This window comes from Pseudomonas sp. NPDC008258, assembly GCF_042956345.1.
Classification (GTDB): domain Bacteria; phylum Pseudomonadota; class Gammaproteobacteria; order Pseudomonadales; family Pseudomonadaceae; genus Aquipseudomonas.
The window spans coordinates 16,493-41,762 of sequence record NZ_JBIBGE010000032.1 but is presented as its reverse complement, the minus strand read 5'-3'; the positions used below and the strand labels follow the sequence as shown (position 1 = coordinate 41,762).

At 63.2% G+C, this 25,270-nt stretch carries 24 protein-coding genes; 5 read left to right on the top strand and 19 right to left on the bottom strand.

From position 1 onward, the window contains the following. Window positions 1-26 precede the first annotated feature (26 nt). The 4 genes from ACFY9W_RS22885 to ACFY9W_RS22870 form a co-directional block, all read right to left on the bottom strand. The gene (locus ACFY9W_RS22885) at window positions 27-986 is read right to left on the bottom strand and encodes an MBL fold metallo-hydrolase (RefSeq protein ID WP_391135108.1); all 960 of its coding nucleotides are present in this window, start codon (window positions 984-986) and stop codon (window positions 27-29) included. 10 nt (window positions 987-996) lie between these two features. After that, entirely contained in the window at window positions 997-1,443 is a 447-nt protein-coding gene (locus tag ACFY9W_RS22880) for an NUDIX domain-containing protein (protein ID WP_391135210.1), read from the bottom strand. Window positions 1,444-1,529: 86 nt separating this feature from the next. Next, window positions 1,530-2,075: a lipocalin family protein gene (locus tag ACFY9W_RS22875; protein ID WP_391135106.1), complete on the bottom strand. Its 546-nt coding sequence runs from the start codon at window positions 2,073-2,075 to the stop codon at window positions 1,530-1,532. Between the two features lie 79 nt (window positions 2,076-2,154). After that, window positions 2,155-2,772, bottom strand: a complete 618-nt coding sequence (locus ACFY9W_RS22870) for a dihydrofolate reductase family protein (protein ID WP_391135103.1) — start codon at window positions 2,770-2,772, stop codon at window positions 2,155-2,157. 227 nt (window positions 2,773-2,999) lie between these two features. Here ACFY9W_RS22870 and ACFY9W_RS22865 point away from each other — a divergent pair, with 227 nt between their 5' ends. Both ACFY9W_RS22865 and nudC read left to right on the top strand, forming a co-directional pair. Continuing rightward, window positions 3,000-3,812, top strand: a complete 813-nt coding sequence (locus ACFY9W_RS22865) for a crotonase/enoyl-CoA hydratase family protein (RefSeq protein ID WP_391135100.1) — start codon at window positions 3,000-3,002, stop codon at window positions 3,810-3,812. Window positions 3,813-3,849: 37 nt separating this feature from the next. Continuing rightward, window positions 3,850-4,680, top strand: coding sequence for an NAD(+) diphosphatase (gene nudC, locus ACFY9W_RS22860; RefSeq protein ID WP_391135097.1), 831 nt, complete (start codon window positions 3,850-3,852; stop codon window positions 4,678-4,680). Here nudC and ACFY9W_RS22855 read toward each other — a convergent pair. The 11 genes from ACFY9W_RS22855 to ACFY9W_RS22805 all read right to left on the bottom strand — a co-directional run bounded on the left by ACFY9W_RS22855 (window position 4,648) and on the right by ACFY9W_RS22805 (window position 18,297). Continuing rightward, window positions 4,648-5,427: a TSUP family transporter gene (locus ACFY9W_RS22855; protein ID WP_391135094.1), complete on the bottom strand. Its 780-nt coding sequence runs from the start codon at window positions 5,425-5,427 to the stop codon at window positions 4,648-4,650. The two genes, nudC and ACFY9W_RS22855, sit on opposite strands and share 33 nt — an antisense overlap. Window positions 5,428-5,621: 194 nt before the next feature. Continuing rightward, complete coding sequence (locus ACFY9W_RS22850; protein WP_391135091.1) at window positions 5,622-6,452, bottom strand: alpha/beta fold hydrolase; 831 nt, start codon at window positions 6,450-6,452, stop codon at window positions 5,622-5,624. Window positions 6,453-6,656: 204 nt separating this feature from the next. Continuing rightward, on the bottom strand, window positions 6,657-7,946 hold the full coding sequence (locus tag ACFY9W_RS22845; protein WP_391135088.1) for an FAD-dependent oxidoreductase: 1,290 nt from the start codon (window positions 7,944-7,946) through the stop codon (window positions 6,657-6,659). 234 nt (window positions 7,947-8,180) lie between these two features. Next, window positions 8,181-10,139, bottom strand: coding sequence for a DNA topoisomerase 3 (locus ACFY9W_RS22840; protein WP_391135085.1), 1,959 nt, complete (start codon window positions 10,137-10,139; stop codon window positions 8,181-8,183). Window positions 10,140-10,363: 224 nt separating this feature from the next. Further along, window positions 10,364-10,792: a GNAT family N-acetyltransferase gene (locus tag ACFY9W_RS22835; protein ID WP_391135082.1), complete on the bottom strand. Its 429-nt coding sequence runs from the start codon at window positions 10,790-10,792 to the stop codon at window positions 10,364-10,366. Continuing rightward, window positions 10,785-11,951, bottom strand: a complete 1,167-nt coding sequence (locus ACFY9W_RS22830) for a JmjC domain-containing protein (RefSeq protein WP_391135079.1) — start codon at window positions 11,949-11,951, stop codon at window positions 10,785-10,787. Before ACFY9W_RS22830 ends, ACFY9W_RS22835 begins: the two co-directional genes overlap by 8 nt. 81 nt (window positions 11,952-12,032) lie before the next feature. Next, the gene (gene purB / locus ACFY9W_RS22825) at window positions 12,033-13,403 is read right to left on the bottom strand and encodes an adenylosuccinate lyase (RefSeq protein ID WP_391135076.1); all 1,371 of its coding nucleotides are present in this window, start codon (window positions 13,401-13,403) and stop codon (window positions 12,033-12,035) included. Window positions 13,404-13,619: 216 nt separating this feature from the next. Next, the gene (hflD, locus tag ACFY9W_RS22820; RefSeq protein WP_391135073.1) at window positions 13,620-14,246 is read right to left on the bottom strand and encodes a high frequency lysogenization protein HflD; all 627 of its coding nucleotides are present in this window, start codon (window positions 14,244-14,246) and stop codon (window positions 13,620-13,622) included. Further along, window positions 14,243-15,367 (bottom strand): tRNA 2-thiouridine(34) synthase MnmA, encoded by a 1,125-nt coding sequence (mnmA, locus tag ACFY9W_RS22815; protein WP_391135070.1) that lies wholly within the window; start codon window positions 15,365-15,367, stop codon window positions 14,243-14,245. Before mnmA ends, hflD begins: the two co-directional genes overlap by 4 nt. Window positions 15,368-15,426: 59 nt before the next feature. Then, window positions 15,427-15,867 (bottom strand): NUDIX domain-containing protein, encoded by a 441-nt coding sequence (locus ACFY9W_RS22810; protein ID WP_391135067.1) that lies wholly within the window; start codon window positions 15,865-15,867, stop codon window positions 15,427-15,429. Between the two features lie 204 nt (window positions 15,868-16,071). Continuing rightward, on the bottom strand, window positions 16,072-18,297 hold the full coding sequence (locus ACFY9W_RS22805; protein WP_391135064.1) for an NADP-dependent isocitrate dehydrogenase: 2,226 nt from the start codon (window positions 18,295-18,297) through the stop codon (window positions 16,072-16,074). Between the two features lie 414 nt (window positions 18,298-18,711). Here ACFY9W_RS22805 and icd point away from each other — a divergent pair, with 414 nt between their 5' ends. After that, the gene (gene icd, locus ACFY9W_RS22800) at window positions 18,712-19,968 is read left to right on the top strand and encodes an NADP-dependent isocitrate dehydrogenase (RefSeq protein WP_391135061.1); all 1,257 of its coding nucleotides are present in this window, start codon (window positions 18,712-18,714) and stop codon (window positions 19,966-19,968) included. A 70-nt stretch (window positions 19,969-20,038) separates the two neighbouring features. Here icd and cspD read toward each other — a convergent pair whose 3' ends face one another. After that, window positions 20,039-20,305: a cold shock domain-containing protein CspD gene (gene cspD / locus ACFY9W_RS22795; protein ID WP_391135058.1), complete on the bottom strand. Its 267-nt coding sequence runs from the start codon at window positions 20,303-20,305 to the stop codon at window positions 20,039-20,041. Window positions 20,306-20,535: 230 nt separating this feature from the next. On the opposite strand from cspD, the gene clpS reads away from it, so the two are divergent. Both clpS and clpA read left to right on the top strand, forming a co-directional pair. After that, complete coding sequence (gene clpS / locus ACFY9W_RS22790; RefSeq protein WP_013973290.1) at window positions 20,536-20,898, top strand: ATP-dependent Clp protease adapter ClpS; 363 nt, start codon at window positions 20,536-20,538, stop codon at window positions 20,896-20,898. A gap of 30 nt (window positions 20,899-20,928) precedes the next feature. Beyond that, complete coding sequence (gene clpA / locus ACFY9W_RS22785) at window positions 20,929-23,199, top strand: ATP-dependent Clp protease ATP-binding subunit ClpA (protein ID WP_391135054.1); 2,271 nt, start codon at window positions 20,929-20,931, stop codon at window positions 23,197-23,199. 164 nt (window positions 23,200-23,363) lie between these two features. On the opposite strand, the gene infA is transcribed toward clpA, so the two are convergent. The 3 genes from infA to aat all read right to left on the bottom strand — a co-directional run bounded on the left by infA (window position 23,364) and on the right by aat (window position 25,128). Beyond that, a complete protein-coding gene (infA, locus tag ACFY9W_RS22780; protein ID WP_002553999.1) occupies window positions 23,364-23,582 on the bottom strand; it encodes a translation initiation factor IF-1 in 219 nt (72 codons plus the stop codon). A gap of 101 nt (window positions 23,583-23,683) precedes the next feature. Beyond that, window positions 23,684-24,391, bottom strand: a complete 708-nt coding sequence (locus ACFY9W_RS22775) for an arginyltransferase (protein WP_391135051.1) — start codon at window positions 24,389-24,391, stop codon at window positions 23,684-23,686. A gap of 56 nt (window positions 24,392-24,447) precedes the next feature. Further along, window positions 24,448-25,128, bottom strand: a complete 681-nt coding sequence (gene aat, locus ACFY9W_RS22770; protein ID WP_019096728.1) for a leucyl/phenylalanyl-tRNA--protein transferase — start codon at window positions 25,126-25,128, stop codon at window positions 24,448-24,450. Window positions 25,129-25,270 lie beyond the last annotated feature (142 nt).

Here is a 25,270-nt window from a genome sequence, read left to right as displayed (position 1 = left end):
CTTTTGGAAAAACCGGCAATGCTAATTCATTCGGCCGGCTCAAGACAGCCATTGTGCCCCATGTGATAGCGCTTCAGGTCCTGCGCCAGGGTCAGTTGCCCGTGGTAGTGGGCGAGGGCTTCGTCACGTACGTTATCGATATTCGGGCTGCGCCTGGGGTCGTTCTGGTAGCGGGCGCTGAAGTGTGTCAGCACCAGGTTGCGCACGCCCGCCGCTTCGGCAAAGCGCGCCACCGCTGCTGCCGTGCTGTGGCCGAAGGTGAGCCCGGTACGCTCGACCACTGCCTGGGTGAACGTGGCTTCATGCACCAGCACATCCGCGCCTTTGGCGGCATCGGCCAGCAGTTCGGGGTTGTCGTTGTCCCCGCACACCACCACCCGGCGCGGCGGGCGCGAAGGGCGCAAGTAGTCGTTACCGTTCAGCCACTGCCCGCCATGCTGCGCCTTCAGGCCTTTGGCCAGTTGGCCCCATATCGGGCCGCGTGGGATGCCTTCGGCTTCCAGGCGCTGGGTGTCCAGGCGAGGCTCCGGGTTGAGTTCGGTAAATACGAAAGCGACGCTCGGTACCCGGTGTGACAACTGCACGGTGGTCACTTGCAGGGTCTCGCTGCGCCATTCGGCCAGGTCCTCCACGGCCAGCAGGCGAAGCTCGAACGGCAGGAAGGTGTCGCTGGCCGCCAGGCCCTGGCGTACCCACTCATGCAGCGCTGCGGGCAGGACCAGCTCCAGCGGCTGGGTGCGCCCGCTCATGCCGGCGCTGGCCAGCAGGCCGGGCAGGCCAAAGCAGTGATCGCCGTGCACATGGGTGATGAAGATGGCGCGCAGGTCGCGGATCGACAGCGGGGTGTGCAGCAGTTGGTGCTGGGTGCCTTCGCCGCAGTCGACCAGGTACCAGTGGCTGCCACTGGCTTCGATCACGGCTGTGGCGCTGACATTACGCGCCTTGGTCGGCACCCCGGCGGAGGTGCCCAGGAACAGCAGGTCCATGCTCAGGCTCCTAGCTCAACAGCGACAGCTCGTGCAGCAGCGCCTGCAACCCTTGTGGCACCAAGGGGCCTGTCCGCGTGAAGTCGGCGCTGTCGCACCAGCGGGCACGGAACGGGCTGTTGTCAGACTCCTGGCCGTCCAGCCAGTCTTGCTGGTACAGGCTGGCGTCGTCGAAGCGCGCATCGTACACCTGCACAATCTCATGCCCTGGTGTGCCGGCATAGGTAAACAGGCTTTCCAGAGTGCCAAGCAATCGTATATCGCTGATCGGCTGGCCGAGCTCCTCAATGATTTCCCGGGCGATGGCATCGCGGCCCAGTTCACCGAACTCGATACCGCCACCCAGTGGGCGGCATAGCGTCTGCCCTGTGGCCGGGTCGTCGAAGACATTGACCAGGATCCTGCCTTGGTGATGGAACACGCACAGGGCCAGAAAACGGATACGGGGTGCTTGCAGCGGCTGGGTGCTCAACGGGCTCGTTCCTTCGAGGTGATAAAAGGGCGCACACCTTAGCCGGATTGCCGCCCGCCGTCGACGGCCTGCTAGTCTGCCTGCCGCCAGATGAGCTTCCCGGTGTCATAGCCTTGATCCCGTGCAATGGTCAGCAGTTGCTCGCGTTGCTGGTCGGTGACCGCAGGCGTGCGCGACAGCAGCCACAGGTATTCGCGGTTGGGGTGGCCGACCAGCGCCACGCGGTAGTCCTTGTCGTGGTACAGCACCCAGTATTCGCCCTTGGTCAGGCCCGGTGCCAGGCGGCTGAACCAGTTGTCGAAGCGCACCCACAACTTGTCGGTGCTGCCCGGTTGCTGGGCCTCGGCAATGCCCTTGGCTTCATTCCACTGGCCGTCCTTTTCCAGGCAGCGGTTGGTCACGTCTATGCGGCCATCGGTACGCAGGCCATAGTGCGCCTCGGATTGCACGCAGTTGCGCTGGAAGAACATCGGCAGCCGCGCCAGCTCATACCAGGTGCCCTGATAGCGTTGCAGGTCGACCTGCTGGGTACGCGGCGGCGCCGGGTGATCATTGCCGGCGCAGCCAAGCAGGGCCAGGGTGATGCAGGACAGCAGCAGCGGGGTGCGTAGCGCCATGGTGAACCTCCTTGGAACGGATTGGGGGCTTACCTGTGTTTCGATGCGGGCGCGGGGCAAAAGTTGTACGCAATTTCATTCAGTCGAACGAGCCAGTCTGCACCTGGCCGGCGCGCACGTAGCGGGCGATGATCACGCCGGCGGGCGTAACCTGTGAGTGTTGCAGGGTGAAGGCTGCCGCTGCCGCGTCGTCGCCGAACAGGCGCTTGCCGTGGCCCAGTAGCAGCGGGTGAATCAGCAGTTGCAGTTCATCGACCAGGCCGGCGGCCAGCAGTTGCTGCACCAGTTCGGCGCTACCCTGGGTCAGCAGGTCGGCGCCGCCCTGCTGTTTGAGTGTGCGTACCGCCGCAGTGATGTCCGCGCCCAAGGCGTGGCTGTTGTGCCATTCGAGGCTGCCCGGAGTGTGGGTGGCTACATGCTTGGGCACACGGTTGAACAGGTTGGCGATGGAGAAGTCTTCCGAGTTGTCTTTGATGTTTGGCCAGTAACTGGCAAAGATGTCATAGGTGCGTCGGCCCAGCAGCAGCTCGAAAGGCTGGCTGAACAGCGCCTGCATAGCCTGGCCGAAGACTTCCTCGGCGTAGGGTACGATCCAGCCGCCGTAGGTGAAGCCACCGCTGGTGTCTTCCTGCGGGCCGCCGGGGGCTTGCATGACGCCGTCGAGGCTGATGAAGGCCGCTACGATGAGTTTGCGCATGGGGACTCTCCTGTTGGCAGCGCCGGTGGCTGCTTTCAGGGTAGTCGAATGGCAAAAGGCAAAATCGACACTTGGTACAGCGCCTGCGGCGTGGTCATCTGCAACGGAAACGCTTCAGGGTCGGCACGCCTTAGGCAAGGCGTGCAGTCCCGCTTTTGGCACAAGTGCGGTCATCGGGCTGGGTTACCATCCCTGCCATGAACCCCCCACCCACAGGAGTGCCGCCCGTGACCGAATACAGCGCATTCAAGGTCGAACTGACCGACAGTATCGCCCACGTTCAGATCAACCGCCCGGAAAAGGTCAACGCGATGAACGCTGCCTTCTGGGAGGAGATCATCGACATCTTCCAGTGGATCGACGACACCGATGCGGTGCGCGCAGTGGTGATCAGCGGTGCCGGCAAGCATTTTTCTGCCGGTATCGACCTGATGATGCTGGCATCGCTGGCCGGGCAGATGGGCAAGGACGTGGGCCGCAATGCACGCTTCCTGCGCGGTACCATCCAGCGCCTGCAAGCCTCGTTCACGGCCGTGGACAAATGCCGCAAGCCGGTACTGGCTGCGGTGCAGGGCTACTGCATCGGTGGCGCAATCGACCTGGTCTCCGCCTGCGACATGCGCTATTGCAGCAGCGATGCCCAGTTCTCGATCAAGGAAATCGACATGGGCATGGCCGCCGATGTCGGCACACTGCAACGTTTGCCACGTATCATCGGCGACGGCATGATGCGTGAGCTGGCCTTCACCGGGCGTAACGTTGCGGCGGACGAAGCCCTGCGCATCGGCCTGGTCAACCGGGTCTATGATGATCAGGCCGCATTGCTCGACGGGGTCTTTGCCATCGCCCGCGAGATTGCCGCAAAATCGCCGATCGCTGTGGCCGGCACCAAGGAAATGCTCAGCTACATGCGTGACCATCGCATTGACGATGGCCTGGACTACATCGCCACCTGGAACGCCGCGATGCTGCAGTCCGAAGACCTGCGTGTGGCCGTGACGGCGCACATGAGCAAACAGAAACCGACGTTCGCCGACTGATCGGGCCGGGGGACGCGCAGTCAAGGAACCCCCCGACATGTCAGCACGCTGGACTACCGCAGTACTCGATCCGCAGATCACCGGGGGGCTGGCCGTGGCCCGCAGCCCGGAAGGGTTCCTGGTGGACGACAACGGCGCGCTGTTTCCTCGCGACTGGCTCAAGCGCCAGGACCTCGATGTACTGTGCGAGCACGGCATCGGCCATTTCGACGGCCAGCCAGTGTTCCTGCTGGAACTGCGCAGCGCTACCGAGATGCCTGGGTGCAGCTGGCGCGGCCTGCGTACCTTCATGCTCGAAGGTGATTTCGACACCTACAAGGTGCTGGGTTATGCCGCGCAGATCGGCACCTGGGCCCGCGAGCACCGCTTTTGCGGCAACTGCGGGCAGGCCATGGCGCAAATCCGTTGGGAGCGGGCGATGTATTGTCAGCCGTGCGACCTGCGTAGCTACCCGCGGATCTCGCCGAGCATGATCGTGCTGGTCACCCGTGGCGACGAAATCCTGCTGGCGCGCTCGCCGCGCTTCGTCACTGGGGTGTACAGCACCCTGGCAGGCTTTGCCGAGCCGGGCGAGTCGGCCGAGGACTGCCTGGTGCGCGAAGTGCGCGAAGAAGTGGCGGTGGAGGTGCAGAACATCCAGTACGTCGGTAGCCAGTGCTGGCCGTTCCCGCATTCGATGATGCTCGGTTTCCATGCCGAATACGCGGGTGGCGACATTGTCATGCAGCCGGACGAGATCGAGGACGCTCAGTGGTTCAGCGTCCACGATCTGCCGCCGCTGCCGGCCGGGCGGTCGATTGCCCGGTACCTGATCGATTTGTATGTGGCTCGTCGGTTAGGCCTGGCCGAACCAGTGCTGCCACGCTAAGCGCACAGTCAGTGCCAGCACCACGGTGATGAACACAGGGCGAATGAACTTGCTGCCGCCACTGATCGCCGTGCGTGCACCGAAGAAGGCGCCGACCATCACCGACAGGCCCATGCACAGGCCGACGATGTAGTCCACCTGCCCGGAAATGATGAACACCGTCAGCGCCGCGATGTTGCTGACGAAGTTCATGCTGCGCGCCACGCCGCTGGCGCGGACCAGGTCGATGGGGTATAGCAGCAGGGTACTGACCGTCCAGAAGGCCCCGGTGCCAGGGCCGGCCACGCCATCGTAGAAACCCAGGGTGAAGCCTTGCGGCATCTGCCATTTCTTCTTGATCGGTGCATCGGCATCGAGCGGCGCCTTGGGTGTGCCGCCGAACAGCAGGTAGATGCCACAGGCGAAGACTATCACCGGCAGCATCTTGTTCAGCCATTCAGCGGGCATGTAGTGGGCGATGACCGCGCCGAGCAATGCCCCGGCCAAGGTGGCGAACAATGCCGGGCGCCACTGGGCCGGGTGGAACAGTTTGCGCTTGTAGTAGGTGAAACCTGCGGTGGCAGAGCCAAAGGTGGAGCTGAGTTTGTTGGTGCCCAGCACCAGGTGCGGTGGCATGCCAGCGGTGAGCAGGGCCGGGGTGGTGAGCAAGCCGCCGCCACCGGCGATGGCATCGATGAAACCGGCGACGAAGGCGACCAGGGCCAGGACCAGCAGGGTGAGGGGTTCTACGGTAAGTTCGAAGGGCATGGGGTTTTGGCAGGCAGGGAGGCAGCAAAGGGCCGCACTAGAAGGGCGATATGGTAATCCTGGGAGGGGTGTGTTGCCAGTGCCGGCCCTTTCGCGGGCTCGCCCGCTCCCACAGGTACTGCACAAGACTTTGAGTGTGCACGTAACCTGTGGGAGCGGGCGTGCCCGCGAAGAGGCCGGTACAGGCGATCACATCAGCTGCGGATAAACGCCAGCAAATCCGCGTTGATCACATCGGCGTGAGTAGTCGGCATGCCATGCGGGTAGCCCTTGTAGGTCTTCAATGTGCCATTAGGCAGCAACTTCGCCGAGAGCGGCCCCGAGTTCTCGTACGGCACGATCTGGTCATCATCCCCATGCATCACCAATACCGGTTGAGTAATGCTTTTCAAATCTTCAGTGAAATCCGTCTGCGAAAACGCCACGATGCCATCGTAGTGGGCTTTGGCGCTGCCGATCATGCCTTGGCGCCACCAGTTGCCGATGATGCCTTCGCTGGCTTCGACACCGGGGCGGTTGTAGCCGTAGAACGGGCCGGCCGGTACATCCCGGTAGAACTGTGCGCGGTTGTTGGCGACCTGGGCCTGGAAACCATCGAACACCGACTTGGGCAGGCCACCGGGGTTATCGGGTGTTTGCACCATCAGGGGCGGCACGGCAGCGATCAGCACCGCCTTGGCCACTTTGTCCTCGGGGTGGCGGGCTATGTAGCGCACCACTTCACCACCGCCGGTCGAGTGGCCGACATGCACAGCACCTTGGGTGCCCAGGTGGGCAACCACGGCCGCAGTGTCGTCGGCGTAGTGGTCCATGTCGTGGCCATCCCACACCTGGCTGGAACGCCCATGGCCACGGCGGTCGTGGGCGACCACGCGGAAACCCTGGGCGAGGAAGAACAGCATCTGTGCGTCCCAGTCGTCCGCGCTAAGCGGCCAGCCGTGGTGGAAGTGGATGACCGGTGCGTCGCGCGGGCCCCAGTCCTTGTAGAAGATCTGTACGCCGTCCTTCGTGGTTACATAGCTCATGGTCGTGTCTCCTGAGTGCAGGAAGCGAAGGGAGCTATTGAGAATAGGAGGGATTTTGCTGGGTATTGGAGATTGTGGGGTGCGGACTTGCACGGTCCCCTGTGGGAGCGGGCGAGCCCGCGAACACCGGCAAAGCCGGTGCCATCCACCGCGCCGCTTGTTTGGCGGGCATGCCCGCTCCCACAGGGGAATTGTGTCAACTAATCAGACGCGGTCGCGCATGCGGTACCAGGCCTTGGCGGCGGCTTCCAGCGGGGCGGCGAGCAGGTCGCCGCCGGGGAAGCGGCCGTTGTCGATGCCCTGGTACAACTCAAGCAGGTCGTCATCGCCAAGAATGGCATCGCTGACCGCCCGCGCTGCGGCCAGGGTCGGCAGTACGCCATGCCCGGAGAAGCCTTGCAGCCAATAGCGCTGCCCGTCGCGACCGACGTCCGGCGTACGCTGGAGGCTGCAGTCGATATGGCCGCCCCAGGCATACTCGATGGCCACCCCGGCCAGTTGCGGGAACACCCGCTCCAGGTACGGGCGGGTGGCGCGGGCGACATCCTTGGGAATGCCGCCCAGGTAGGTGCAGCCGCCGCCGAACAGCAGGCGGTGGTCTGGGGTAAGGCGGAAGTAGTCGGGCACGAACTGGTTGTCGATCACGCAACTGTTGCGCGGCAGCAGCGAACGGGCGAGGTCGGCGCCCAGTGGTGCGGTGGCCACCTGGTAGGAGCCGACCGGCAACAGGCGCCGCGACAGGCTGCGGTCGAGGCGGTCGATGTAGGCGTTGCAGGCCAGCACCACCACCTGGCAGCGTACTTCGCCCCGGTCGGTACGGGCGACATGGCCGTCGCCAGCCTGTTGATAGCTGAGCACCTGGCTCTGTTCGTAGATGCGCCCGCCCGCAGCCTCGATGGTGCTGGCCAGGCCTTGGGCCAGTTTGAGTGGGTTGAGGTGGGCGCCTTTGGCATCGTAGAGCGCAGCCTGGTAGCGTGGGCTGTCGACCCATTGCGGCAGCTCTTCTCGGCCGATCAGGCGCAGGGCGTCGTAGCCCCATTTGTGTTCAGCCTCTTGCAAGGCTTCTTCAAGCAGTTTCACCCGGCGCGGTAGCACGGCGGTCCATAGGCTGCCCTGCCGGTAATCGACATCGAAGCCGTGGCGCTGGGGGAGCGCGCGCATTTCGTCAGCGGCCCAGCACATGCTGGCCCACAGGCGCCGGGTGCGTTCCACGCCCAAGGCCTTTTCCAGTGGCGGCATGTCGCACGACCAGCCCAGCAGTGCCTGGCCACCATTGCGCCCGGAGGCAGCCCAGGCCACGCGGCTGGCCTCCAGCAGTGTTACGCGCTTGCCGGCCTGGGTAAGCCGCAGGGCGGTATGCAGGCCGCTGAAACCGGCGCCGATGATCAGCACATCGGTGTCGTGGGTGCCTTGCAGGGTAGGGCGCAGGGGGATGTGGGCGGGGTAGGTCTGGGCGTAATAGCTGGCGACGTGCTGGGCGGACTGTTTGAACATGCAGAGGTCTCGTGAAAATTATTTTGATTATTTTCATGAAAACTTAGCAGGTAAATTTCATGCTGCCAATGTGTCAGTCCAATTTGTGGTTTGCCTGGTCGTGATGTATTGCCTGTACAGACCTCTTCGCGGGCATGCCCGCTCCCACAGGTACTGCATAGGCTTCAGGCCTTGTGAAATTCCTGTGGGAGCGGGCGCGCCCGCGAAGAGGCCAGTAAAGGCGATGCAGAATGTTCAGGTTGTCGCTTTTTTTCGGGGCTGACGCGGCTTGCTGGCGGCCGACTTGCTGCCAGCTGTTTTACCTTTCCCGCCACCGCGCCGCTTCTTCTTCCACGGCGGCGCAGCCCCCGCCGCCGGGCCGCTGATGGTCATGCGCATGCCGCTACACCGCTCGACCAGCTTGCCCATCCACGCCGATTGCCGGGCAACGAACTCTTCAAGGCTCATCTCACCACCCTGCACCATGTCCAGCGCCTGCTCCCAGATGGCCGTGGTGCCAGGGTCGGCGATGGCACGGGGCACGGCATCGATCAGGCTGAAGGCCGCTGGCGTGGCCGACAGCGCCTTGCCGTTCTTCACCAGGTAGCCGCGGTCGAGCAGGCCCTGGATGATGCTGGCGCGGGTGGCCTCGGTACCGATGCCGGTGGTTTCCTTGAGCTTCTGCTTCAGGCGTGGGTCGTCCACCAGCTTGGCCACGTTTTTCATGGCCTTGATCAGGTCGCCTTCAGTGAAGGGCTTGGGCGGCTGGGTCCACAAGTCCTTCAATTGCAGGCCTTGCACATTGCAGTCCTGGCCTTCACGCAGCGTTGGCAGCACCTGGGCCGGTGGTGCCTCGCGGCCCTTGGCCGGGGTCAACGCCTCGGGCAGGGCGCGGCGCCAGCCCGGCTCGACAATTTGCTTGCCCACGGCGCGCAGGGCATGGCCGGCACAGTCGAAATCGGCCTGGGTGCGGTCGTACTCATGGTTGGGCAGGAACTGCGCCAGGTAGCGGGCGCGGATCAGGGTATACACCGCCTTGTGCTTGGCCGGCAGGCGCGACGGGTCGCTGGCGGCGGCGGTGGGGATGATGCCGTGGTGGGCGCTGACCTTGGCGTCGTTCCATGCCCGCGAGCGGCGTTGCGGCTCCAGGTAGGGCTGCAGCGGCACCAGGCTGGCATCGGCCCGTTGCAGGGCGGCAAGGATGGCCGGCGCTTCGGCGTGCTGGCTTTGCGGCAGATAACCGCAATCGCTGCGCGGGTAGGTGATCAGCTTGTGGGTTTCGTACAGGGCCTGGGCGATGTCGAGGGTTTCCTGGGCACCGAGGCCGAACTTCTTCGAGCACAGCTCCTGCAGTGTACCCAGATCGAAGGGCAGCGGTGCGGCTTCGCGTACGCGCTCGGTGGCAACCTTGATGGCCCGGGCAGTGCCGGCACTGCCGATGTCGGTGGCGGCTTGTTGTGCCAGGGCCTGGTTCAGGCAACGGCCCTGATCGTCGCAGGCGCCTTCGGGGGCGCGCCATTGGGCGTTGAAGTTTTGGCCGGCATGCTCCAGCTGTACATCGATGGCCCAGAACGGCACCGGCACGAAGTCGGCGATGCTGCGGTCGCGGTCGACCACCAGGCGCAAGGTGGGTGTTTGCACCCGGCCTACCGGCAACACGCCCTGGTAGCCGGATTGGCGCCCCAGCAAGGTGAACAGCCGGCTCATGTTCATGCCGATCAGCCAGTCGGCACGCGAGCGGCCCAGGGCCGAGTGGTACAGGTTGAAGGTTTCGTGGCCCGGCAGCAGGCGTGCCAGGGCCTTGCGGATTGAGGCGTCATCCAGTGCCGACAGCCACAAGCGCTGCACCGGGCCGCGGTAGCGGCAATGTTCCACCAGTTCGCGGGCGATCATTTCGCCTTCGCGGTCGGCATCAGTGGCGATTACCAGCTCCCGCGCTTCGCCGAGCAGGCGCTTGACTGCCTTGAACTGGCTGGCGGTCTTGGGCTTGACCAGCATTTTCCACTTGTCCGGGATGATCGGCAGGTCGGCGAGGTTCCAGCGCTTGTAGCGTTCGTCGTAGCTGTCGGGCGGGGCGGTTTCCAGCAGGTGGCCGATGCACCAGGTTACGCAGACGTCGGTGCCTTGCCAGCAGCCGTCGCCCTTGCGGGTGGCGCCGAGCACTTTGGCGATGTCTTTTGCCTGGGAGGGTTTTTCGCAGAGGAACAGGCGCATGGCCGGGAACGCTTCATCGGGGGGGGATGGGCACTAGGATGCGCAAGCAGGGGCGCGGAGGCAAGCTTTATCTGGATGGATGTACAGGTTTTTGTCAGTAGGCATGTATTCGGCTGTGCCGGCCTCTTCGCGGGCTTGCCCGCTCCCACGGGGACTGCACAGCATTCAATAGCTGTGGGGTCCCTGTGGGAGCGGGCAAGCCCGCGAAGAGGCCGGTACAGGTATCAGGCGCGCGAGTCGCGCACCATGTCCACGTGCGGAATGCCTGCTTCGAGGAACTCTTCGCTGACTACGCGAAAGCCCAGTCGCTCGTAGAACGGGGTGGCGTGTACCTGGGCGCTGAGCATCTGCTGCTTCAGGTCGCGGTTCTGCGCTTCGGCGATCACTGCGTTCATCAGTGCATCACCTACCTTCAGCCCGCGCCAGTCTTTCAGTACCGAAACCCGGCCAATGGTGCCATCAGGCAGCAGGCGGGCGGTGCCGATGGGGTAGTCGCCTTCCAGGGCCAGGAAGTGCACTGCGCTCGGGTCGTCCGAGTCCCACTCCAGCTCAGGTGGCACGTGCTGTTCGGCAATGAACACCGCTTCGCGGATACGGCGGATGTCGGCATTGTCCTTGTGCCAGTCGGCGAGGCGCACACGGATTTTATTCATCGGCGAATCCCAGGCTTCCTTGTTGGACCAGCTGCTGCACTAGCATAAGGCCATCTTCGTCTTCCAGCCACTCTGCCAGGTTGTCGATGTGCAGGGCATCGGCCGCGCACACCAGCTTCAGCAACTCGCGCAGTTTGGCCGGCAGCGGGCAGCTGCGACCGCTGGCGAACAGCATCAGGTCGTCGTTGAGTTCGGACCAGGCCAGGCGTGCGCTCGGGTTGCGGATCAGGATGGCGCCATCTTCCAGGGCTTTTACCAGCTCCTCTTCACTCAGCACTTCGCCGGCAACCTGCTCCGGGTAGCGCGGCTCGGTCATGAACTGGCCGAACCAGGTCAGCAGCAGGTCCTTGTCGTTCATGTGCTTGTCGAGCAGCGCCTTGAGGCGGTCCAGGGCGTCGTGCTGGATCTGGTGCGGGTCACTTACCGGCTGGGCGTCGGCGTCGCTGTAGCGCTCTTCGTCGGGCAGGAATTGGCCCAGGAAGTCGGTGAAGTGGGTCAGCACTTCGGCGGCGCTAGGGGCGCGGAAGCCGACCGAGTAGGTCAGGCAGTCGTCCACGGCCACGCCGTAGTGGGCCAGGCGCGGTGGCAGGTAGAGCATGTCGCCCGGTTCCAGGGTCCACTCGCCGCTCTGTTCGAACTCAGCCAGGATACGCAGGTCGGCGTGTTCCAGCAGCGGGCTGTCGCTGTCGCACATCTGGCCGATCTTCCAGTTGCGCTCGCCGTGGCCTTGCAGCAGGAACACGTCGTAGTTGTCGAAGTGCGGGCCAACGCTGCCACCCGGGGCGGCATAGCTGATCATCACGTCATCGATACGCCAGCTGGGCAGGAAGCGGAAGTTTTCCAGCAGCTCTGCCACCTCTGGGACGAACTGGTCCACGGCTTGCACCAGCAGGGTCCAGTCCTTTTCAGGCAGTTCGCCGAAGGTGTCTTCGTTGAACGGGCCGCGGCGCAGCTCCCATGGGTGGGCGCCGTGCTCCAGCACGATACGCGACTCGACTTCTTCTTCCAGGGCCAGGCCGGCCAGTTCGTCGGGGTCGATCGGGCTGATGAAGTCCGGGAAGGCCTGGCGCACCAGCAGCGGCTTCTTCTGCCAGTAGTCGCGCATGAATTCGCGGGCCGAGATGCCGCCGAGCAGCTGCAGTGGAGTATCAGGATTCATGTTCAACCTATTGAAAAAACGTAATTTTCGTACGGGAATAAAAACGCCCGGCCAGGCCGGGCGTTGTACGCGACGGTCAGCTTAGATGCGTTTGGCCTGCGCTGCCGCGTTACCGATGTAGGTAGCGGGGGTCAGCTGCTTGAGCTCGGCCTTGGCGTCGGCTGGCATGTCCAGGCCGTCGATGAAGGTCAGCAGCGCGTCCGGGGTGATGCCCTTGCCACGGGTCAGCTCTTTGAGCTTCTCGTAGGGGTTTTCGATGTTGAAGCGGCGCATTACAGTCTGGATTGGCTCGGCCAGTACTTCCCAGCAAGCGTCCAGGTCGGCGGCGATGCGGGCTTCGTTGACTTCCAGCTTGCCGATGCCTTTCAGGCTGGCTTCGTAGGCGATGACGCTGTGGGCAAAGCCCACGCCCAGGTTGCGCAGCACGGTGGAGTCGGTCAGGTCACGCTGCCAGCGCGAGATCGGCAGCTTGCTGGCCAGGTGCTGGAACAGCGCGTTGGCGATACCCAGGTTGCCTTCGGAGTTTTCGAAGTCGATCGGGTTGACCTTGTGCGGCATGGTCGACGAGCCGATTTCGCCGGCAACGGTCTTCTGCTTGAAGTAGCCCAACGAGATGTAGCCCCACACATCACGGTCGAAGTCGATCAGGATGGTGTTGAAGCGGGCGATGGCGTCGAACAGCTCGGCGATGTAGTCGTGCGGCTCGATCTGGGTGGTGTACGGGTTGAACTGCAGGCCCAGTTCGTCTTCGATGAAGGCGCGGGCGTTGGCTTCCCAGTCGATTTGCGAGTAAGCCGACAGGTGAGCGTTGTAGTTGCCCACGGCGCCGTTGATCTTGCCCAGCAGCGGTACGGCGGCAACCTGGGCGATCTGGCGCTCCAGGCGGTACACGACGTTGGCCAGTTCCTTGCCCAGGGTGGTCGGCGAGGCCGGCTGGCCGTGGGTGCGCGACAGCATCGGCACGTCGGCGTGGGCGTGGGCCAGGGCGCGGATGGCGTCGGCGATCTGGCGCATCAGCGGCAGCAGCACGTCGTCACGACCGGCGCGCAGCATCAGGGCGTGGGACAGGTTGTTGATGTCCTCGCTGGTGCAGGCGAAGTGGATGAACTCGCTGACCTTGGCCAGCTCAGGCAGCTGGGCGGCCTGCTCCTTGAGGAGGTATTCGATCGCCTTGACGTCGTGGTTGGTGGTGCGCTCGATTTCCTTGACGCGCTCGGCGTGCTCCAGCTTGAAATCGGTGGCCAGGGTGTCCAGCAGGGCATTGGCTTCGGCGGAGAACGCCGGCACTTCGCCGATCTGCGGGTGAGCGGCCAGGCGCTGCAACCAGCGCACTTCGACCAGGGCGCGGAAACGGATCAGGCCGAATTCGCTGAAGATGGGGCGCAAGGCCTGGGTTTTGCCGGCATAACGGCCGTCTACAGGGGAAACCGCAGTGAGCGAAGAAAGCTGCATGGGGTGTTCTCGGACAGTCAGGCTTTTGGAAGGGCGCATATCATACATGAAATTTGCGCCCGAGTCGGGTGGCTGACCAAAGGTCGGGCCAATTTGAATCTGCTGCCAGACCCTGTGGGAGCGGGCGCGCCCGCGAACACCGGCGTAGCCGGTGCCATCCACCGAGTCGCCTGCTTCGCGGGCACGCCCGCTCCCACAAAGCGCCAGCTCAGCCCTTCAGTTGGGGCTGCGCATCATGTCGTACAGTTCGTTCAGCAGCTTGCGCCGGCTGAATACCAGCTGCCAGCGGTGCCCGCCCAGCTGGCGCCACAGGCGCGCGGCGCGGATACCGGCCAGCAGCAGGGCGCGGATCTTCGAGGCGTTGTTGGGTTGCTGCAGGAAGCGCATGTCGCCGTGCACCTGAATACGCTGGCGCAAAGTGCTGAGCGTGTCCTGGTACAAGGCTCCACTGGAAGCAATGACGTTTTCATGAACCAGGCCAAAATGGTCAGCCTGGGACTGGATTTGCGGCAGGCGGTTGCCGATGGTGTCGAGCAGGTCGCCACGCTTGTTCAGCTGGCGCTCCAGGCCGAGCATCGACAGGGCATAGCGCAGTGGCTCGCGTTGCAGGCTGCTGGGGTCGCGCTCCAGGGCGCCGACCAGCGCGCGGTAGCCGTCACGCAGGTTCAGGTCGTCACCGCCGAACACCTCAAGGGTGTCCTTGGGGTCACGCACCAGCAGGCTGCCAAGCATGCAGCCAATGTTGGCCTCGCTGGCCTGGCCGGTGCGGGCGATGCGGTCGACCAGCACGGCAGCCTGGAATACCCCGCCCAGCGCAATCAGCTGCTCCTGCAGGTTGCTCATGCGCGGGGGCTCCACGGCTCGGCAGCTTCGATCACGCCGCCGCCCAGGCACACTTCACCGTCGTAGAACACCACCGACTGGCCCGGGGTGACGGCGCGCTGCGGCTCGTCGAACACGGCGCGGTAGCCGGTTTCGGTGAGTTCCAGGGTGCACTGCTGGTCGCTCTGGCGGTAGCGCACCTTGGCCGTCAGCTGGCGCGGGCTGCTGAGGTCTATCGGGTTGACCCAGAAGATTTCCGAGGCGAGCAGGGCGCGGGAGAACAGCCATGGGTGTTCGTTGCCCTGGCCAACCACCAGCACGTTGCGGGTGAGGTCTTTGTGCAGCACGTACCACGGCTCGTCACCGGCATCCTTCAGGCCGCCGATGCCCAGCCCCTGGCGCTGGCCGATGGTGTGGTACATCAGCCCATGGTGGCGGCCGATCACTTCACCCTCGGTGGTTTCGATGTTGCCCGGCTGGGCTGGCAGGTACTGCTTGAGGAAGTCGCTGAAGCGGCGCTCGCCAATGAAGCAGATGCCGGTGGAGTCCTTCTTCTTGGCGGTGGCCAGGCCGTGCTTTTCGGCGATGGCACGTACTTCGGGTTTTTCCAGCTCGCCGACCGGGAACAGCGTGCGGGCGATTTCCTTGCCGCCGACGGCGTGCAGGAAGTAGCTCTGGTCCTTGTTCGGGTCCAGGCCCTTGAGCAGTTCGGTCAGTTCGCCGGTGTCGCGGCGGCGCACGTAGTGGCCGGTGGCGATCAGGTCGGCACCCAGCGACAGGGCGTAGTCGAGGAACGCCTTGAACTTGATTTCGCGGTTGCAGAGGATGTCGGGGTTGGGGGTTCGGCCGGCCTTGTACTCTTCAAGGAAATGCTCGAACACGTTGTCCCAGTATTCGGCGGCGAAGTTGGCGGTGTGCAGCTTGATGCCGATGCGGTCGCACACGGCCTGGGCGTCGGCCAGGTCTTCGCGGGCGGTGCAGTATTCGGTGCCGTCGTCTTCTTCCCAGTTCTTCATGAACAGCCCTTCCACCTGGTAGCCCTGCTCCATGAGCAGAAGGGCGGAGACGGAAGAGTCCACGCCGCCGGACATGCCGACGATGACGCGGGTCTTGGCGGGGTCTTTGAGTGCTGGGCTGGTCATGGGTACCGGTGTGTATCAGAGGGGAAAAACGCCGAGTTTATCAAACCCGTGGCGTTGCGTCAGTCGCGTAGCAGTTCGAGGCTGTGCAAGGGGCCTTTGAGGTAGTCGTCGAGGCAGCGCGGCACCAGCTCGCTGCGCCAGCGGGCGGGGTCGGCGAGCAGTTCGTCGCGGGTCAGCCACACGGCGCGGACGATGTCGCTGTCCAGGGCCAGGTCGGCGTGGTGGCGTACGGGGCGGGCGGCGAAGCAGATGCGCTGGTAGGTCACGCCGTTGCTGGGGGCGGTGTACAGGTAGATGCCGACCACACCGGTGAGCTCGACTTCCCAGGCGGTTTCTTCCAGGGTTTCGCGCAGGGCGGCCTGGGGCAAGGTTTCATTGGGTTCGAGGTGGCCGGCGGGTTGGTTGAACACGTGCTGGTTGGCTTTGAACTCTTCGACGAAGAGGAACTTGCCATCGTGTTCGACGATGGTGGCGACGGTGATGTGGGGTTGCCAGGTCATTCGCGGTTTCCTTTCAGATTGTCGGGACCGCTTTGCGGTCCTTCGCGGGCTTGCCCGCTCCCACAGGTGCAGTGCAGGCCTTGCAGGCAGCACCTTTCCTGTGGGAGCGGGCAAGCCCGCGAAGGGCTGCACAGCAGCCCCAAACTCCAGAAAGCACAAACCCCGGTGCGTGGCCGGGGTTTGGGCTGTTACTTCAAGCGAACCTTACAGGGCAGCAATGGCGCTGTTCAGGGTCTGGCTTGGGCGCATCACCTTGGCGGTCAGCTCGGCATCCGGGGCGTAGTAGCCACCGATGTCGGCCGGCTTGCCCTGAACGGCGTTGAGCTCGGCGACGATGGTCTCCTCGTTCTCGGTCAGGGTTTTTGCCAGTGGGGCGAAGCGAGCCTGCAGGGCAGCGTCGTCAGCCTGGGCAGCCAGGGCCTGGGCCCAGTACAGGGTCAGGTAGAAGTGGCTGCCGCGGTTGTCGATACCGCCGACTTTGCGCGAAGGCGACTTGTTGGTGTCGAGGAACTTGCCGGTGGCCTGGTCCAGGGTGTTGGCCAGTACCTTGGCGCGCGGGTTGTCGTAGGTGTTGCCCAGGTGCTCCAGGGAAGCAGCCAGGGCCAGGAATTCACCCAGCGAGTCCCAACGCAGGAAGTTCTCTTCAACCAGCTGCTGCACGTGCTTCGGTGCCGAACCGCCGGCGCCGGTTTCGAACAGGCCACCGCCGTTCATCAGCGGCACGATCGACAGCATCTTGGCGCTGGTGCCCAGTTCCATGATCGGGAACAGGTCGGTCAGGTAGTCGCGCAGCACGTTGCCGGTCACCGAGATGGTGTCCTTGCCTTCGCGGATGCGGGCCAGGGAGAACTTGATGGCGTCGACCGGGGCCAGAACACGGATGTCCAGGCCGGCAGTGTCGTGATCCTTCAGGTACTTCTGTACCTTCTCGATCATCACGCCGTCGTGGGCGCGGGCCGGGTCCAGCCAGAACACCGCCGGGGTGTTGCTCAGGCGGGCACGGTTGACGGCCAGCTTGACCCAGTCCTGGATCGGCGCGTCTTTGGTCTGGCACATGCGGAAGATGTCACCGGCTTCGACGTTCTGCTCCAGCACGACGTTGCCCTTGCCATCGACCACGCGTACCACGCCGTCGGCCTTGATCTGGAAGGTCTTGTCGTGGGAACCGTACTCTTCGGCCTTTTGTGCCATCAGGCCAACGTTCGGTACGCTGCCCATGGTGGTCGGGTCGAAGGCGCCGTGTTGCTTGCAGTCTTCGATGGTGGCCTGGTAGATGCCGGCGTAGCAGCGGTCCGGGATCACGGCCTTGGCGTCTTGCAGTTCGCCAGCGGTGTTCCACATCTTGCCCGAGTCACGGATCATGGCCGGCATCGAGGCGTCGACGATGACGTCGCTCGGCACGTGCAGGTTGGTGATGCCTTTGTCGGAGTTGACCATGGCCAGGGCTGGACGCTGGGCGTACAGGGCCTGGATGTCGGCTTCGATCTCGGCCTGCTTGTCGGCTGGCAGGTCCTTGATGCGGGCGTACAGGTCGCCGATGCCGTTGTTGGCGTTGAAGCCTACGTCTGCCAGGGCTGCGGCGTGCTTGGCCAGCACGTCGTTGTAGAACTCTTCGACGATCACGCCGAACATGATCGGGTCGGAAACCTTCATCATGGTGGCTTTCAGGTGCACCGACAGCAGCACGCCGGAGGCCTTGGCATCGGCGATCTGCTCGGCGATGAAGGCTTTCAGGGCCTTGCGGCTCATGGTGGCGCAGTCGATGATTTCGGCGGCCTTGACGGCGGTCTTTTCTTTCAGGACGGTGGTGTTGCCGTCTTTGGCAACCAGCTCGATGCGCAGGCTGTCGTCAGCTTCGATCAGTGCGGCTTTCTCGCTGCCGTAGAAGTCGCCCTGGGTCATGTGGGCAACGTGCGACTTGGAGTCGGCGGCCCAGGCGCCCATCTTGTGCGGGTGCTTGCGGGCGTAGTTCTTCACCGACAGCGGTGCGCGGCGGTCGGAGTTGCCTTCGCGCAGTACCGGGTTCACGGCCGAACCCTTGATGCGGTCGTAGCGGGCGCGGGACTCTTTTTCTTCCGCGGTGGCCGGATCGTCGGCGTAGTCAGGGATGTTGAAGCCCTTGCCTTGCAGTTCCTTGATCGCGGCCTTGAGCTGCGGTACCGAGGCGCTGATGTTCGGCAGCTTGATGATGTTGGCTTCAGGGGTGGTAGCCAGTTGGCCCAGTTCCGCCAGGTGATCGCCTACTTGCTTCTCTGCGCCCAGTTGCTCCGGGAAGGCGGCAAGGATACGGCCGGCCAGGGAGATGTCGCGGGTTTCGACGGCGATGTCAGCCGAAGCGGTGAACGCTTCGATGATCGGCAGCAGCGAGTAGGTGGCGAGGGCGGGGGCTTCGTCGGTGAAGGTATAGATGATCTTGGAACGGGTGGGCATGCGGGTTAACTCTCTGTGTGCTGAGCGTGCTCGAGTCTCGTGGTGCGCAGGGTAGGCGCATCGCCCTGGCAACGCCATGAGCGGAAAGTCGAGAGGCTGCGAGCGGTGATGGTGGATGCATCAGTCGAGCGTCAAGTGCTGGGGTGCGGTAACAACCCAGGCTTTACGGCCATTCATGGCCTAGGGCGGTCCGCATTTTCCTGGGATTCGCCCCGATGACCCTTCGGTCGCGGCGGAGTATACCAAACCATTCGGGCTAATCAGCAAGGCCAAGTGATATCGGCCCATTTATAAGACCAAAGACGTAGCGGCAATGTGGCGGGTTGTCGCATGCCTTGCAGGTCGGCAGATGTGGTTTAGGCTCATTGCATCGCATGATTTCCAAACCACACCCGAAAGCGGAGTAGTGCAAGCATGGGATACCAGAAAATCAAGGTTCCGACCGACGGCACCAAGATCACCGTCAATGCAGACCATTCGCTCAATGTGCCTGATAACCCCATCATTCCTTATATTGAAGGCGACGGGATCGGTGTCGATGTCTCGCCAGTGATGATCAAGGTGGTCGACGCCGCCGTGCAGAAAGCCTACGGCGGCAAGCGCAAGATCGCCTGGATGGAAGTGTATGCCGGCGAAAAAGCCACCCAGGTGTACGACCAGGACACCTGGCTACCCCAGGAAACCCTCGATGCCGTGCGCGATTACGTGGTGTCGATCAAGGGCCCGCTGACCACGCCGGTGGGTGGGGGTATCCGTTCGCTCAACGTGGCCTTGCGCCAGCAGTTGGACCTGTACGTGTGCCTGCGCCCGGTGCTGTGGTTCCAGGGCGTACCCAGCCCGGTGAAAAAGCCCGGCGACGTCGACATGGTGATCTTCCGCGAGAACTCCGAAGACATCTATGCCGGTATCGAATGGAAGGCCGGCTCGCCCGAGGCCAACAAGGTGATCAAGTTCCTCAAGGAGGAAATGGGGGTCACCAAGATCCGCTTCGACCAGGACTGCGGCATTGGCGTGAAGCCCGTTTCGAAAGAGGGCACCAAGCGCCTGGTGCGCAAGGCCCTGCAATACGTGGTGGACAACGACCGCGAGTCGCTGACCCTGGTGCACAAGGGTAACATCATGAAGTTCACCGAAGGGGCCTTCAAGGACTGGGGCTACGAAGTGGCCCGGGATGAGTTCGGTGCCGAACTGCTCGACGGCGGCCCGTGGATGAAGTTCAAGAACCCCAAGACCGGCCGCGAGGTCATCGTCAAGGACGCCATCGCCGACGCCATGCTGCAACAAATCCTGCTGCGCCCGGCCGAATACGACGTGATCGCCACCCTCAACCTCAACGGTGACTACCTGTCCGACGCCCTGGCGGCGGAAGTGGGCGGTATCGGCATTGCGCCGGGCGCCAACCTGTCCGACACCGTGGCCATGTTCGAGGCCACCCACGGCACTGCGCCCAAGTATGCAGGGCAGGACAAGGTCAACCCGGGCTCGGTGATTCTCTCGGCAGAAATGATGCTGCGGCACATGGGGTGGGCCGAGGCGGCCGACCTGATCATCAAGGGCACCAACGGTGCAATTGGGGCCAAGACCGTGACCTACGACTTCGAGCGGCTGATGGACGGCGCCACGCTGGTGGGCAGCTCAGGCTTTGGTGATGCAATGATCAAGCATATGTAAGGCAATATAAAACCGGCCGCCTCGTTAAAGAGGCGGCCGATTTTTTCGTATACCGGCAGGCAGCAGAGGATCAGGCCTTCACGGTTTCGCTATGGGACTCACTTAAGGTTCTGGCGGTTTCTGCTGCTGCCGCGGCGGCATCCTTGATTTCGACCGCGTGCAAGCCTTTGGGGCCCTGGACGATGTCGAACACCACAGCCTGGCCAGCCTTGAGGGTTTTGTATCCGTCCATCCGGATGGCCGAGTAATGGGCGAACAGGTCATCGGATTTACCTTCCTCGTTGATGAATCCGTAGCCCTTGGCATTGTTGAACCACTTGACTTTACCGCTTGTCATCCCTACGTCCCTCTGCAAAGGACTCCATCACTGGAGTATCATCCACTTCATCCGCATACGAACCTTGCGAAAAATCTGGTTGACTGCGCGGATCTTTATCGACCACGGTGGGTTCTTATTGGTTGTAACACCGTTTTGCCGATAGTCAAGGTCGCCCGGCGCCTGCGCTGGCGGTGGCCTGTGCGGTCAACCCACTACTTTAACCTGACGCTCATGATGAAATTCTTTCCATGCATGCACCTAGTGAGATTCGACTAACATTCAATCAGGATCGCCCGCAATCGAATGAGGACGACGGCTCAGGTCTTGCAGTTCAGGAAGCCAAGCCGATCCTGCAGGCGCCACCGATGTACAAGGTGGTTTTGTTCAACGATGACTACACGCCAATGGATTTCGTCGTCGAAGTGCTCGAGACGTTCTTCAATCTGAACCGCGAGCTGGCGACCAAGATCATGCTGACCGTCCATACCGAGGGGCGGGCAGTGTGCGGATTGTTTACCCGTGACATCGCCGAAACAAAGGCTATGCAGGTCAACCAATACGCCAGGGAAAGCCAGCATCCGCTACTCTGTGAAATCGAGAAGGACGGTTAATCGCCGACCACTTGGGTATGAGGTGAAGCTATGTTAAACCGCGAGCTCGAAGTCACCCTCAATCTGGCCTTCAAGGAGGCTCGTTCGAAGCGTCATGAGTTCATGACCGTCGAACATCTGCTGTTGGCACTCCTTGACAATGAGGCTGCCGCGACCGTTCTGCGCGCCTGTGGCGCCAATCTCGACAAGCTCAAGCACGACCTGCAAGAGTTCATCGATTCCACCACGCCGTTGATCCCTGTCAACGACGAAGACCGTGAAACCCAGCCAACCCTGGGCTTCCAGCGTGTGCTGCAGCGTGCCGTGTTCCACGTGCAAAGCTCTGGCAAGCGCGAAGTGACCGGCGCCAACGTGCTGGTGGCGATCTTCAGCGAACAGGAAAGCCAGGCCGTGTTCCTGCTCAAGCAGCAGAGCGTGGCCCGTATCGACGTGGTCAACTACATCGCCCATGGCATCTCCAAGGTGCCGGGGCATGGTTCGCAATCTGAAAGCGACCAGGACATGCAGGACGAAGAGGGTGGCGAAACCTCCTCTTCGAGCAACCCGCTGGACGCCTATGCCAGCAACCTGAACGAGCTGGCCCGTGCTGGCCGTATCGACCCGCTGGTGGGTCGCGAGCAGGAAGTGGAGCGCGTGGCGCAGATCCTGGCGCGCCGGCGCAAGAACAACCCGTTGCTGGTGGGTGAGGCGGGGGTCGGCAAGACGGCCATCGCCGAAGGCCTGGCCAAGCGCATTGTCGATGGCCAGGTGCCCGACCTGCTGGCACAAAGCGTGGTGTACTCGCTCGACCTGGGCGCGCTTCTGGCCGGTACCAAATACCGTGGCGACTTCGAGAAGCGCTTCAAGGCGCTGCTCGGCGAACTGCGCAAGCGCCCGCAGGCGATCCTGTTCATCGACGAAATCCACACCATCATCGGTGCCGGTGCGGCGTCGGGCGGGGTGATGGATGCCTCCAACCTGCTCAAGCCGTTGCTGTCGTCGGGGGAGATCCGTTGCATCGGCTCCACCACGTTCCAGGAGTTCCGCGGCATCTTCGAGAAGGACCGTGCCCTGGCGCGGCGCTTCCAGAAGGTGGATGTCAGTGAGCCGTCGGTCGAAGACACCGTGGGCATCCTGCGCGGGCTGAAAGGGCGTTTCGAGAGCCACCACAACATCGAGTACAGCGACGAAGCCCTGCGCGCCGCTGCCGAACTGGCTTCGCGCTACATCAATGACCGGCACATGCCGGACAAAGCCATCGATGTGATCGACGAAGCGGGCGCCTACCAACGCCTGCAGCCAGAGGCCAACCGCGTCAAGCGTATCGACGTGCCGCAAGTCGAAGACATCGTCGCCAAGATCGCGCGGATTCCGCCGAAACACGTCACCAGTTCCGACAAGGAGCTGCTGCGTAACCTTGAGCGTGACCTGAAGCTGACCGTATTCGGTCAGGACCAGGCCATCGACTCGCTGTCCACTGCCATCAAGCTGTCCCGTGCTGGCCTGAAGTCGCCAGACAAACCTGTCGGTTCGTTCCTGTTCGCCGGCCCTACCGGCGTCGGCAAGACCGAAGCGGCGCGGCAGCTGGCCAAGGCGCTGGGCGTGGAACTGGTGCGGTTCGACATGTCCGAGTACATGGAGCGCCACACCGTGTCGCGCCTGATCGGTGCGCCTCCTGGTTATGTCGGTTTCGACCAGGGTGGCTTGCTGACCGAGGCAATTACCAAGCAACCGCACTGCGTATTGCTGCTTGACGAAATCGAGAAGGCCCACCCGGAAGTCTTCAACCTGCTGCTGCAGGTGATGGACCACGGTACCCTGACCGACAACAACGGGCGCAAGGCCGACTTCCGTAACGTGATCCTGATCATGACCACCAACGCTGGCGCGGAAACCGCGGCGCGGGCCTCGATCGGCTTCACTCATCAGGACCATGCGTCCGATGCCATGGAAGTTATCCGCAAGAGCTTCACGCCAGAGTTCCGTAACCGCCTGGATACCATCATCCAGTTCGGCCGCCTGAGCACCGAGACGATCAAGAGCATCGTCGACAAGTTCCTTATCGAACTGCAGGCGCAGCTGGAAGACAAGCGGGTACTGCTGGAGGTCAGCGATGATGCACGCGGCTGGCTGGCGGTGGCGGGCTATGACGCACAGATGGGTGCGCGGCCAATGGCGCGGCTGATCCAGGACAAGATCAAGCGGCCGCTGGCCGAGGAGATCCTGTTTGGTGAACTGGCCGAGCATGGCGGTGTGGTGCACATCGACCTGCGCGATGGCGAACTGGTGTTCGACTTCGAGACCACGGCCGAGGTTGCGTGATATTGGGGCCGCTTTGCGGCCCTTCGCGGGCACGCCCGCTCCCACAGGTAATAGCTAACCCCTGTGGGAGCGGGCGTGCCCGCGAAGGGCTGCAACGCAGCCCCCTACAATCTTGAAGGCACAAAAAAGCCCGGCACATGGCCGGGCTTTTTCATGGCTTGAGCTTAGCGCGCACGGTAAGTGATGCGGCCCTTGCTCAGGTCGTACGGCGTCAGTTCGACGCGGACCTTGTCGCCAGTGAGAATACGGATGTAGTTTTTGCGCATCTTTCCGGAGATGTGCGCGGTTACGACGTGCCCGTTTTCCAACTCCACGCGGAACATGGTGTTGGGCAGGGTGTCGACGACAGTACCTTCCATTTCGAAGCTGTCTTCTTTCGACATGCAGTAGAACCCTCGGATCCAGTGTTGGCCCGACGCATAACCGCACCGGGCAAAAAAGTGGCGTGGATTATGCCGGAAAAGTGTGTGTCAAGCCAAGGCTTTCAGTTGAGGGTGACCCAGCGCTGGTTAATCAGCAGCTCGATTGGCCGATACTGCGTCTTGTAATTCATTTTTTTGCAGTTCTTGATCCAGTAACCCAGGTAAACCGCCTCCAGCTCCTGGCGCAGGGCTTCCGTGATTTGCCACAGGATGGCAAAGCGGCCAAGGCTGCGCCGCTCTTCGTCCGGCTCATAGAAGGTGTACACCGCCGACATGCCGTTGGGCAGCAGGTCGCACACCGCCACCGCCATCAGCCGGCCCTCCAGGCGGAACTCGTAAAACCAGCAGAACGGCAGGTCGCGCACCAGGAAGGTGGAAAACTGGTCGCGGCTGGGCGGGTACATGTCACCGTCGGCGTGGCGCGTTTCGATATAGCGCCGGTACAGGTCGAAGTACTCTTCCTTGAACGTTGGGCGTGCTGCCGTCACGGTCAGGTCGGCGTTGCGCTTCAGAATGCGCCGTTGCTGGCGGTTGGGGATAAAACGCGCCACCGGGATGCGGGCCGGCACGCAGGCATTGCAGTTCTGGCAATGAGGCCGGTACAGGTGGTCGCCACTGCGCCGGAAGCCCATTTCCGACAGGTCGGCGTACACGTTCACGTCCATCGGCTGGCTGGGGTCGAGGAACAGTGTGGTTGCCTGTTCCTCGGGCAGGTAGCTGCAGGAGTGGGGCTGAGTGGCATAGAACTTCAACCGCGCCAACTCTGTCATGATCAACCCCTTCGGTGAGACTTTGTTTTAAGTGTAAGCCAGCTACGGAAACTCGCCTAGGCAACCCATGTGGCGCTGTTGGGCTGGTCGAGGTGGCGTGCCAGGTAGCCGGCGAACTCGGCGCGGCTGATGGCGTGGGCGCCCAGGCTGTGCAGGTGGTTGGTCGGCATCTGGCAGTCGATCAGCACGAAACCGGCCTGGCGCAGGTGGTTGACCAGGGTCACGAAGCCAACCTTGGAAGCGTTGTCGGCGCGGCTGAACATCGATTCGCCGAAGAACAGCTGGCCCATGGCCAGGCCGTACAGGCCGCCGACCAGCTCACCGTCCTGGCGTACCTCCACCGAATGGGCGATGCCGCGCCGGTGCAGTTCGCAGTAGGCATTGCGCATGGTGTCGGTGATCCACGTGCCGTCGGCATAGTCGCGAGGCGCGGCGCAGGCGGCGATCACGGCAGGGAAGTCGGTGTCGAAGCTGACCTGATAGCGGCCCTGGCGCATCAGCTTGGCCAGCGAACGCGACACGTGCAGTTGGTCTGGCAGCAGCACGGTACGCGGGTCGGGTGACCACCACAGGATCGGTTGGCCGTCCTGGTACCAGGGGAAGCAACCGTGGCGATAGGCCTGCACCAGGCGCTCGGGGGTAAGGTCGCCGCCGGCCGCCAGAAGGCCGTTGGGGTCGTGCAGGGCCTTTTCCAGGGGCGGGAAGGTCAGCGAGTCGCGGGTTAGCCAGGTGAGCATGGTCTATCGTGCGGTGGGGGAGGGGAGCGGGCAGCATGGCGCGGGTGAAAAGCAGGGTCAATCTCTTTGGCTTCTTCGCCCTCGCAGCCTGCACAGGACCTGTGGGAGCGGGCGCGCCCGCTAAGAGGGCGCTACAGGCAAT